Below are 11004 nucleotides of genomic sequence, written 5' to 3' on the forward strand. Positions count from 1 at the left end.
TATACATTGGGAGTCAGATACTATAGAATTTTATGAAGTTTTATTACTCCTACTTTCCAGCTGTTGTTTTATTTCTGCTAATCGCTGTCTACTATTCTCGCGATTGTGTTTATTTTCCCTTTCGATTTCTTTTGTTTCATCAATTCCCCTGATGATTGTATTAAAGGTTTCCTCTAGGGTTTCTATTTTAATACTTGGATTGGATATTAATTTGGCAAGATCAACAGAATGATTGGCGATATTCACAGCATTTTTTAATAGCAACTCATTGGTTTTATCATCCAGTGCCTTCATTGCATCACTTTGTATCTTTTGCTTTTTGATAGCCATTGCCTGCATAAGGGTTAACTTGAATACAGGTAATGTAATGACGAAGGCACTACTGATTTTTCTTAATAGGTTATAATTACCTTTCTGAATTAACTTAATCTGAGGAGCCATTTGAAGGGATACCATTTTAGCTAGTTCTAAATCATGAACCCTTGCCTCTATCATTTCCAATGCTTGATAAGTATTTTTCAACTCTATTTGGTCCATCTCTTCATTGGAGATTAAAATGCTCTCCTGTAATTGGAGAATGGTTTGATTTTTTACATGTTCAATCACCATAAACCCAGCTTCTATGTATTTTTCCAGTTCCCCGTAATATTGAAAATTTTTTTCATACATCTCATCCAATATTTCATTGCTTTTTTTAATATCATCTTCATATTTTTTTATTTCCACATAAATTTTTGATATTTCTTTATCCATTTTTTGATATTTAGCCACTAGCTTGTTAATATCATCCTTCATCTTATTCAAAACCTTACCTAAAAAACCTTGCTTCTTTTCTTCAAAATCCTGTGGCTCGAACTTTTCCATAATGGCTGTCAGTTGCTTTAATAATTCACCCCGATCCTCCAAAGATGAATTGGTTACAGTGGATAATATCTGATCACTGAATTTTGAGATTCCTACAGCTGTTTCTTCGCCATATGACATAATTAACTGGGGATTTTTAATATCAAGTTGTGCAGCAATTTTTATAAGCTCCTGTGAGGTTTTAGTAGTTTCCAATGGGCCATCCATAAAAAAGTCCTCCTTAAATATAATTTTTATCAATTCTCTATTGAAAGAACCACAAAAAACTTCTTTTCAATCGGTTTGTTTTTTCTTTTGCTTCTACTGTTTGATTTAGTGTATTGCTTAATTCTATATTGAAATCCAACCGCTCCAACTTATGTATATCGTAATAGGAAGGGTCTATTCCATTTTCAATATTGTTAAATCCTGTTGGGGTAAAAATACCTATGTCAAATCCAACCAAATGTAAAAAGGCTAATATAATAAAATCTTCCTTTGTGAAGCCACCTTCATCCCCATTATAAATGAGTAGCTTTGGTATATGATAGGGGTAATCAAATTTTTGAATCAGCTCAAGGTATGACTGATTCAGGTTTAAGATAGTATCCAATATCCTGCTTTTAAATTCCATCTCCATAGGCCATATAAATAGTCCATCGGTGGAGATCAATTCATTTAACTTATAGAGAATTAGATTTTGTACAGATGTCCTTAAGTATTGCATTTTATATTCCTTTAGTTCCTTTACTTTGTCTAAATTCAAGTTCCCATTTCCATCAAATACATGGGAATAGCTCAAATGCTTTTTAGATAAATTGGACATGGTAAAGGGTATTCTTTTAATAAATATAATGGACTCTTGTTCCTCTATTAAATTATTAATCTGCTTCCAATATAGATTTATATCAGAGGTAGTACCATTTATCTTTGCAAAAATGTTTGGTAGATATATTTGATTGTCCTCCACCTTAAATCCTTCACGAAATCTTGCCTCCTCCCACCAAAGGATCAGAAACTCATCATAGGTGGTTGTTAGGGTGTTTGTTACAACCTTATAATTTTCCAATTGCCAAGGACGGTAAATCCCACTTTCCCCTTGATGTAGTATTTTATCGATTTCCAAGGAAGCTCGATATGCCACTGTCTCCTGTCGTTTTTTCTTCTCCCCTCCAGTTGACTCCACCATTTATCAAGACCTCCTTTAAATCGTTTTTACTCTGTCTTTAGTATCTACGTATACTTATTATAATTGATACTTATACCCCTGTTATATATAATATATCTACTTTTTCCTAAATTTAACCATTTATTTTTTCAAATTGCTTTTTAGAATTCCCTTTAGCTGGGGATATACTAATTTTGGAGGAGACTAGAATTTTAAATCTAACCCGCAAAGAAAAAGAGATCAGCTTTTTTTCTTTGGGCTGATCTATATTATATGGTTTTTTTATATTACATACAAATTTAGTCTTTTTCTATACATACTTTATCTATATTTATTGATTGATGTAACCCTTGCAATATAAATCTGGTCAATGATTAGATCACCATATTTAGTCCCATTACTTTTTTCTACATTGAAATATTCCTCATTATAATTAATCCCATTAGTAGAACCTTGGGTTGACCAATATCTTAGACCTATAATTTTACCGTTGTCTCGAATCCAGTTAAGGAAAACAACTGTATGCCCAGTATTATTTTCTCGACTAAAATCTAGGAAGTCCCCTGGTTTTGCATCTTCTAAGTTTGAAACCCTATGTCCAATACCATACTTTTCTACAGCGATGGCGATATTGCTACTTTGCTTATTTCCATTAGCCACATACCAAGTCATGGCAAAATTATATAATTGGTCATAGCTCATACCATTAAAATCCTCAGGTGAAATACCTGCTTCTTTATTTCTCTGCTGCATCGCTTTAAAGAAAACTTCAAAAGTAAGACCTGAACAATGGCTGGCACGACTACCACTTGGGTGGGCCTTTAATAACAACTTGTTTTGATAGTTAATATTAGCTGTAACACCATTGTAGTTTTGATAATCGTTATTTAAGAGATAGGGATGGCTTCCATTTCTAGGATAGGTCTTCATCACATTCAGCACATAGGAATTTAAGTCCACTTGAAGGGCATTGGGATTTGCTTCAATTTGTTTGTTTTCTTCTTGCTTCTTGGTTTCTTCTCTTTTTGCCTCTTCTGCTCTTAAAACTGCTCTTTTACGTTCTTCTTCTTTAAGTAACTCTGCTTTCCTCAACTCTTCTTGTTTTCTTTCTTCTTTTTCTAAATCGTCTGATTGATTCACTTCTTCTGTTGCTTTTTTCTCGTTTTGACCGCCCTCTTTATCTATTTCGTTTTCTACCTGCTCCTCCAATGTGTCTTCTAGTAGTTCTTTGCCAATCTTTTCAGACCCTTCACCTGTCACATCTTCTTTTGTTATTGGTGTAATCATACCATCAGCAGCAAGAACTCTTACTTCTTCTAAAGATATTTCCTCCTCTGCTAGCATCGAATAGGCTGTATATAGGGTAAGCCCCACTATTAGCATAACAAATACTGCTATTTTAACATTGATTCTCTTCATTAGTCCCCTCATCATCCAAATCCTCTCATCCACAAGTTTATAGCGATCATCAAAAAATACTTAAGTTAATTATACTAAAAAAACCTTCTAGTTTACATAAGCAATATTTTCTATTTGATGTTATATTTTTCTCCCTATAGGGGATAATGTAATTATTAAAATTCAATTTAACCCTTGAAATCCCCTATGCTTTGTGTTAATATAACTAAAATAAGTTGTTGGAAAAAACTATGAAAAAGATTAGTAATCCCCATGGTTACAAAGCTAGAGAGTAGATTGGTAGGTGAAAAATCTACAGCACATGGAAGGATGAAATACACTTTGGAGTTTCGAAGTAAAAAGCTTCGACGGTTCCCATCCGTTAACATGGCTAGAGGCATAGGAATATGCAAAATAAGGTGGTACCACGGGTTCTCTCGTCCTTTACAGACGAGCAGGCCCTTTTTTTATTGAGGAAAGCAGATAGCCGATAATTACTCATTCATAATTAAGAGTTCTGACTTGTATTAATCTTTAAAAAATAAAGGAGGTATAGATATGTCTAATATTATTGATGTGCTTAAGGAACGGGGTTTTATCCAACAGGCAACCCACGAGGACGAAATAAGAGAGTTGTTTGGAAAAGGGCCAGTAACCTTCTATACTGGGTTTGATCCTACTGCCGACAGTCTACATGTAGGTCACTTCCTACAAATCATTGTTATGTCCCATCTACAAAAGGCTGGTCATAAGCCTATTTTTCTACTAGGCGGCGGAACTGCCATGGTGGGGGATCCTACTGGTAAGACCGATATGAGACAAATGATGACCCTTGAGGAAATCCAACATAATGCCGATTGCTTCATGGAGCAAACAAAGAATTTTTTAGATTTCTCCGAAGGTAATGCCATCATGGTGAACAATGCTGATTGGTTGATGAATCTACAATATTTACCCTTCTTAAGGGAAATGGGTAGGCACTTCTCAGTAAATCGTATGCTTACAGCTGAGTGTTTTAAAAGCCGTATGGAAAAGGGGCTATCCTTCCTAGAGTTTAACTACATGATTATGCAAAGCTACGACTTCCTAGAGCTATTTAGAAGACACGGCTGTCGTGTACAGTTCGGTGGAGATGATCAATGGTCTAATATCATTGCTGGAGCCGATTTAATCCGTCGAGTCGAAGGTGAAGCTGCCTACGGTATGACCTTTACCCTATTGACCACCAGTGAAGGTAAGAAAATGGGTAAAACTGAATCGGGAGCTATCTGGTTAAATCCTGAAAAAACATCCCCCTTTGAGTTCTACCAATACTGGAGAAATGTTGATGATAAAGATGTTGAAAGATGTCTTGCCCTGTTAACCTTCCTGCCAATGGTGGAAGTAAGAAGATTGGGTGCTTTAGAAGGGTCAGAGATTAACAAAGCTAAGGAAATCCTTGCCTTCGAGGTTACTCAACTAGTCCACGGTACAGATGAAGCTAAAAAAGCAGAAGCTGCTGCTAAAGCTTTATTTGGTCAAGGTCCTTTAGCTGGATCTGTTCCCACTACTGATGTTACCATTGCTGATTTAGAAGGAATGGATATTCTAGGTTTACTGGTAAAAACTGAACTAACAGCTTCAAGGGGAGAAGGTCGTCGCCTAGTGCAACAGGGGGGAATCTCCATTGATGATGAAAAGGTGACTGATATTACTTTTGCTATTACTACAGAAATCTTCAAGGATGGCAGTATCATGATCAAAAAAGGTAAAAAAGGATATCATCAGGTTAAATTGGTTTAAAAATATTAATAAGTAAAACCAATTAAGTAAATCACAAAACCCCCTTTGTATCACTTCTACATTGGGGGTTTTATTTAAACAAATTTAGCTTTATCTACCATAAATATATCTTAAATGTCTGTCATTGGGATGTAGCCTCGGTTAGAAACTGTTGTATTTCCTCTGCTGTACTCATCTCCAATACTTTTTCGCTGATATTCTTCATTTCTTCATAGATGAGACCATGTATTTGCCGTCGGGCAGGTAAAAGATTTCCAGCACTCATACTAAATTCATCCAGTCCCATTCCTAGCAGAATTGGTATTAACCTTTTGTCTCCTGCAACTTCACCACACATTCCTACCCAAATGCCAGCCCTGTGACCATTAACAATAACCTGCTGGATAAGGCGTAATACTGCAGGATTAAAGGGGTTATATAAGTGAGATATTTTTTCATTCATTCTATCTACAGCAGTAGTATACTGGATTAAATCATTGGTGCCGATGCTAAAGAAATCTACCTCTTTAGCCAAAAGATCTGAGATGATGGCCGCAGCAGGAATCTCAATCATGATTCCTACTTCAATATCCTTTGAATAGGCAATATTTTCCCTTTCTAGTTCCTCCTTCACCTCCTCCAGTACTGTATTAGCAGACCTTACCTCCTCCACAGAGGAAATCATAGGATACATGATTTTTAAATTTCCATAGGTACTAGCCCTTAGTAAAGCCCTTAGTTGGGTTTTAAAAATTTCCTTCTGATCAAGGCAAATTCTTATAGCTCGATACCCTAAGAAGGGATTCATCTCCCTAGGAAGCTGTAGATAAGGTAATTCTTTATCCCCTCCAACATCTAAGGTTCGAATGACTACGGGTCTATCCCCCATAATTTCCAGTACTTTTTTGTAGGCAGAAAATTGCTCTTCTTCAGAAGGTAGGTCGGATCGATCCATATAAAGGAACTCTGTTCTGTATAGTCCGATACCCTCAGCACCATTTTCGTGGGCCTTTTCAGCATCATTAGGGTTGCCTATATTACAGCCTAACTCCACCTTTTTCCCATCCTTTGATATGGTTTCCCTATTGATTAAGGCTCTTAGACCCCTTTTTACAGCCAGTTCTTTTTCCTTTGCTTCATTATATAAGTCTACTAATTTTTCTTCAGGGTTAATGTATACTTGCCCAGTTTCTCCGTCTAAAATTACAAAATCCCCTGTTTTGATTTTCTCTGTAATCCTTCCTAAACCCACCACTGCAGGTATCTCCATTGACCTTGCCATAATGGCACTGTGGGAGGTTCGTCCACCTATATCCGTCAAAAAGCCCATCACTTTCTCAGGGTCCATCTGGGCCGTATCTGAAGGGGTGATATCACGGGCCACTAGAATGACTGGTTCCTTTAGATTTTTTAGATTGAGTTGTTCTTTACCGAGGAGATTCATCAATAATCTTTGTCCCACATCCCGTATATCCGCTGCCCGTTCCTTCATATATTCATCTTCCATTGCTTCAAAGATAGCTACAAACATCTCCAAAGTCGTTTGTAAAGCAGCCTCTGAATTAATTTTTTCCGACTGAATTTTTGTTTCCACTGTCTTTACTAATTCAGGATCTTCTAGAATCATTATGTGGGCTTCTAAAATATTCCTCTGTTCAGTTGATGCTTTTTCTCTGATCTCTTGTATTTGTTCCCTAGATTTTACTAAAGCACTCTTTAGTCTTTTTATTTCCTTTTCTATATGATTATCATTGATGGCTTTACATTCAATCTTAAGTTCTTCTTGCTCAATTAAAAATATTTTTCCTATTGCAATACCTGGCGATGCTCCAATTCCTTTAAGCATATTTTCACTCCTGTTCTAGGCTTCACCAAAATTAGATTGGAATAGAGCAATTATTGCCTTCATTGCTTCTTCCTCGTCATTCCCCTCCACCTTAACATTAATTGACTGTCCTTGTTTTGCCCCAAGTGCCATAATTCCCATTATGCTCTTGGCATTTACCTCTGCCGTGCCACTGATAAAGGTAACATCACTCTCAAATTTACTGGCTTCTTTGACTACAAGTGTTGCGGGTCTTGCATGTAGACCCGAACCATTATTAACTACAACTGTTTGCTTAATCATTTTCTTCATCCTTTCTATAATTACTAATACATGTTTATTATGTGGAAAACAGAATAGAAGGATTCATTCCCCCTATTCTGCCATTATATTTACTACTGGTCTACTTTTTTCTTTAATCCCCCTACTAATAGGGCAGTTACTACTGTACCTGCTAAGATGGCTAAGACATAGCCCCCTAGATTTCCTACTGCATTTGGAATCGGAAGAACAAAGATCCCACCATGGGGAGCCCTCAAGGTTGCCCCAAATACCATTGATAATGCTCCTGCAACTGCTGAACCTGCTACAATTGAAGGAATTACTCTGAAGGGATCTGCTGCTGCAAATGGTATAGCCCCCTCTGTAATAAAGGAAATTCCAAGAACCCAAGCAGCTTTACCAGCTTCTTTTTCTGGCATTGTAAATTTATTTTTGAAAAGAACTGTTGCCAATGCTAATCCCAGTGGAGGCGTCATACCTGCTGCCATAACTGCTGCTTGAGGTTCAAATATATTAGATCCAAGAAGTCCTACAGCAAAGGTATAGGCAGCTTTATTAATGGGTCCCCCCATGTCAAAGGCCATCATAGCCCCTAAAATAGCTCCTAATAATAGGGCATTTGATCCTGTTAATCCCTGTAACCAGTTGGTCATGGCATCCATAATACCTTTAACAGGCATTCCAATTACATAAATCATTAATAATCCCACTACTAGAGATGATAATAAAGGTAATATTAATACTGGCTTTAAGCCCTCCATCGTCTTTGGTAACTTAATGTTCTTCTTTAAGAAGTCAGCTGTATAACCTGCAATAAAACCTGCAATAATACCACCTAAGAATCCTGAACCGATTTGAGAAGCAATCATACCTCCAATTAATCCTGGTGCCAAACCTGGCCTTTCTGCTATGGAATAGGCAATATATCCTGCTAATATTGGTACCATTAGAGCAAAGGCTGCTCCACCACCTATTTGCATTAAAGCTGCTGCTAGTGTCCCTTCAACTTTAAATGCTTCTATACCAAATATAAAGGATAAGGCAATAGCTAATCCCCCTGCCACCACTAGAGGAAGCATAAAGGAAACTCCACTCATTAAATGCTTATAGGGACCTGTTCTTTTTTCACTTCTTTCTTTTTTAATTTCTGATACTTTTTGAGATAAATCTTGCTTCTTTGCTTCTAATTTTAAGGCCCTTTCAATTATTCCTTCTGCATCTTTAATTGCTTCTGAAATTGGAACTTCTAACATTGCTTTATGTGTAAACCTTTCCTCTGATACATTTGCTCCCGCTGCTATGATGACTGCATGGGCCCCTTGAATGTCTTCTGTACTTAACTCATTTTCTACTCCTACAGACCCTTGGGTTTCAACCTTAATTTCCACACCCTTCTTCTTCGCTGCCTTCTCTAAGGCTTCAGCTGCCATATAGGTATGGGCTATTCCAGTTGGACATGAAGTAACTGCTATTAATTTCATAATGATCCCCCTTTACTATTTTTAAAAAATAAAATACGTAGTTACCTTAATACTTAGTTTCTTTTTATTGAAAAGCTTTTAATACTTCCTCTTCAGAAGTAGCTTTTAATAATTTTTCTCGAATTTCTTCACTCATGAGGCTTCGAGATAACTGGCTTAGTACTCTTAAATGTTGATCATCGGAATTTTCCGGTACTGCTATTAAAAAGAAAATATAACTTGGTTCTCCATCCAGTGCTTCATAGTCAATTCCTTTTTGAGACTTCCCAAATACAATTGAAGGTTCTGTCACCACAGAGGACTTTCCATGGGGAATGGCTATGCCCATACCTATTCCAGTTGTTGACTGGGCTTCCCTATCCATCACAGTCTTAATAAAATGAGACTCCTCCGTTACAATCCCCTCCTTTACTAATGGCTTAACTAATTCCATCACCACATCTTCTTTACTGCTAGATTGAAGATCTAAAATCATTAATTTTTTATTTAAAACATCTTTTATTTCCATATTAATTCTCCTTTTATCTTAGTCTACTAATTTTCACTTTATCCCTATATCGTTGTATTTCCTCTAGTCTATGGAGGGTTGTTCCTTTACTTACACTTAGAGTGGCGGAGGCTATGGCTAATTTAAAGACTTCCTTTAGATCTAGTCTTTTTTTTAGTCCATAGGCAAAGGCTGCCACCATGGAGTCTCCAGCCCCCACTGTACTATTTACCTCAACTTTAATTGTTTCTGCCTTCAACATCTCTTGATTAGTCATTAGAATTGCTCCATCTTCCCCCATTGAAACCACCACCATCCGAACTCCCATGTCTAGGAAAGTACTGCCATAGTTAATAATGTCCGCTTCACTGCTTATTTTAACTTTCAAAGTATTTTCTAATTCATGGATATTTGGTTTAATCATAAAGGGCATTGCCTCAATACTCTTTAGTAAAGCTTCTCCTTCACAGTCGAGGATTGTAATACACCCACTACTGTTGGCTATCTCAACTAAACTCTTGTAAATGCTAGTAGGTACATCCATTGGCAAACTCCCCGATAGCACCATAACTTTACTTTTTTGTGCTAACATCTTGTTTTTGTTAAGCAATATCTTTAGATACTCCTCTTTTATAGGACCCCCTGGATGATTAATATCAGTTATAATCTTACTTTTATAATCAATCATCTTAATGTTGGTTCGGGTTTCCACATCGGTTTCTACGAAATCCGTCATAATCTCTTGCTTCTTTAACCATTGATTAAGCCATTTACCCGCTTCTCCACCTATAAATCCTGTTGTAGTAGAGGGTTCGCCAAGGGCTTTGAGAACCTTGGATACATTAATTCCCTTCCCCCCCGCCTCTAATCTTGATTCTATTACTCTATTTACTTGCCCAAATTGAAGTCCCTCAAATCCTAGACTCTGATCGATGGCAGGATTAAGTGTTACTGTTGTAATCATATTGTCCTCCTTCTAACTGTAGATGATTTGAATATTCTTAGAGGCAAATTTATCAACCATATGCTGATCTACTCCTGAGTCGCTTATTATTCCATCTACTTCTTCTAAGTTAGCAAATCTAGCAAAGGATACCCTTCCAAATTTACTATGGTCTGCAACAATATATATTTCCTTCGCTGATTTCATCATCACCCTCTTGGTGTGGGCCTCTTCTAAGTTTGGAGTGGTATAACCATCCTGTAGGGTAATGCCATTGGTTCCAAGGAAAACTTTGTCAACCCTAAAACTCTGAATAATCTTATCCGTTAAGGGACCTACAATGGAAACGGTTTCCCTACGGATATATCCCCCTGTTACGACTATGTGGACATCTGGATTTTGTGATAACTCCGAGGCGATTAGAATAGAGTTGGTTAACACAGTAACGTTCTTTGACCTAATATGTTTTGCGATCTGTAAGGTCGTCGTACCTGCGTCTAATATTACCGTATCATTATCGGATATCAGGGCTGCTGCTCGCTTTCCTATTTCTGTTTTTTCCTCCATATTAGATAGTTGTTTCTCCCCCATTGTTGCCTCAAAGCCTGTATGTTCAACTTTAACGGCCCCACCGTGGGTCCTTTTTAAAAGTCCCGCCTGCTCCAAATCCTGCAAATCTCTTCGAATGGTTGACTCCGACACCTCCAGTGCTTCCGTTAAGTCATTGACTTGAATTCTATGGGAATTTTTTAAAATCTCTAGTATTTTAGACTTACGTTCCTCAACAAACATTCTTAACCCCCGTTCTTATACATT

The 11004-nt window shown here is 37.0% G+C and carries 10 protein-coding genes and 1 other annotated feature; of the genes, 1 reads left to right on the forward strand and 9 read right to left on the reverse strand.

The window, feature by feature from the left end; translation table 11 throughout:
• Positions 1-30: 30 nt before the first annotated feature.
• From JOC73_RS04440 to JOC73_RS04450, 3 genes are all read right to left on the reverse strand, one after another.
• Positions 31-1071, reverse strand: coding sequence for a toxic anion resistance protein (locus tag JOC73_RS04440; protein ID WP_204400659.1), 1041 nt, complete (start codon positions 1069-1071; stop codon positions 31-33).
• Positions 1072-1108: 37 nt separating this feature from the next.
• A complete protein-coding gene (locus JOC73_RS04445; protein ID WP_204400660.1) occupies positions 1109-2032 on the reverse strand; it encodes a YceG family protein in 924 nt (307 codons plus the stop codon).
• A 300-nt stretch (positions 2033-2332) separates the two neighbouring features.
• The gene (locus JOC73_RS04450; RefSeq protein WP_204400661.1) at positions 2333-3430 is read right to left on the reverse strand and encodes a hypothetical protein; all 1098 of its coding nucleotides are present in this window, start codon (positions 3428-3430) and stop codon (positions 2333-2335) included.
• A 221-nt stretch (positions 3431-3651) separates the two neighbouring features.
• Positions 3652-3857: a binding site (T-box leader), on the forward strand.
• A gap of 110 nt (positions 3858-3967) precedes the next feature.
• Between JOC73_RS04450 and tyrS the strand changes: the two genes are divergently transcribed.
• Positions 3968-5191: a tyrosine--tRNA ligase gene (gene tyrS, locus JOC73_RS04455; protein WP_204400662.1), complete on the forward strand. Its 1224-nt coding sequence runs from the start codon at positions 3968-3970 to the stop codon at positions 5189-5191.
• A 121-nt stretch (positions 5192-5312) separates the two neighbouring features.
• Here tyrS and ptsP read toward each other — a convergent pair whose 3' ends face one another.
• From ptsP to JOC73_RS04485, 6 genes are all read right to left on the reverse strand, one after another.
• The gene (ptsP, locus tag JOC73_RS04460; RefSeq protein ID WP_204400663.1) at positions 5313-7016 is read right to left on the reverse strand and encodes a phosphoenolpyruvate--protein phosphotransferase; all 1704 of its coding nucleotides are present in this window, start codon (positions 7014-7016) and stop codon (positions 5313-5315) included.
• A gap of 15 nt (positions 7017-7031) precedes the next feature.
• Entirely contained in the window at positions 7032-7298 is a 267-nt protein-coding gene (locus JOC73_RS04465; protein WP_207755052.1) for an HPr family phosphocarrier protein, read from the reverse strand.
• 92 nt (positions 7299-7390) lie between these two features.
• Positions 7391-8758, reverse strand: coding sequence for a PTS fructose transporter subunit IIC (locus tag JOC73_RS04470; RefSeq protein ID WP_207755053.1), 1368 nt, complete (start codon positions 8756-8758; stop codon positions 7391-7393).
• A 64-nt stretch (positions 8759-8822) separates the two neighbouring features.
• The gene (locus JOC73_RS04475) at positions 8823-9266 is read right to left on the reverse strand and encodes a PTS sugar transporter subunit IIA (protein ID WP_204400664.1); all 444 of its coding nucleotides are present in this window, start codon (positions 9264-9266) and stop codon (positions 8823-8825) included.
• A 13-nt stretch (positions 9267-9279) separates the two neighbouring features.
• Positions 9280-10209, reverse strand: a complete 930-nt coding sequence (gene pfkB / locus JOC73_RS04480) for a 1-phosphofructokinase (protein ID WP_204400665.1) — start codon at positions 10207-10209, stop codon at positions 9280-9282.
• Between the two features lie 12 nt (positions 10210-10221).
• Positions 10222-10980 carry a DeoR/GlpR family DNA-binding transcription regulator gene (locus tag JOC73_RS04485; RefSeq protein ID WP_204400666.1) on the reverse strand — a complete coding sequence of 253 codons (759 nt, stop codon included), beginning with the start codon at positions 10978-10980 and terminating at the stop codon, positions 10222-10224.
• Between the last annotated feature and the right edge of the window lie 24 nt (positions 10981-11004).

Source organism: Alkaliphilus hydrothermalis, from assembly GCF_016908555.1.
GTDB lineage: Bacteria > Bacillota > Clostridia > Peptostreptococcales > Natronincolaceae > Alkaliphilus > Alkaliphilus hydrothermalis.

Coding starts and splice junctions, on each gene's coding strand:
- JOC73_RS04485 (WP_204400666.1), bottom strand. CDS start 10,980: ATGTTTGTTGAGGAACGTAAGTCTAAAATACTAGAGATTTTAAAAAAT.
- JOC73_RS04470 (WP_207755053.1), bottom strand. CDS start 8,758: ATGAAATTAATAGCAGTTACTTCATGTCCAACTGGAATAGCCCATACC.
- ptsP (WP_204400663.1), bottom strand. CDS start 7,016: ATGCTTAAAGGAATTGGAGCATCGCCAGGTATTGCAATAGGAAAAATA.
- tyrS (WP_204400662.1), top strand. CDS start 3,968: ATGTCTAATATTATTGATGTGCTTAAGGAACGGGGTTTTATCCAACAG.
- pfkB (WP_204400665.1), bottom strand. CDS start 10,209: ATGATTACAACAGTAACACTTAATCCTGCCATCGATCAGAGTCTAGGA.
- JOC73_RS04475 (WP_204400664.1), bottom strand. CDS start 9,266: ATGGAAATAAAAGATGTTTTAAATAAAAAATTAATGATTTTAGATCTT.
- JOC73_RS04440 (WP_204400659.1), bottom strand. CDS start 1,071: ATGGATGGCCCATTGGAAACTACTAAAACCTCACAGGAGCTTATAAAA.
- JOC73_RS04465 (WP_207755052.1), bottom strand. CDS start 7,298: ATGATTAAGCAAACAGTTGTAGTTAATAATGGTTCGGGTCTACATGCA.
- JOC73_RS04445 (WP_204400660.1), bottom strand. CDS start 2,032: ATGGTGGAGTCAACTGGAGGGGAGAAGAAAAAACGACAGGAGACAGTG.
- JOC73_RS04450 (WP_204400661.1), bottom strand. CDS start 3,430: ATGAAGAGAATCAATGTTAAAATAGCAGTATTTGTTATGCTAATAGTG.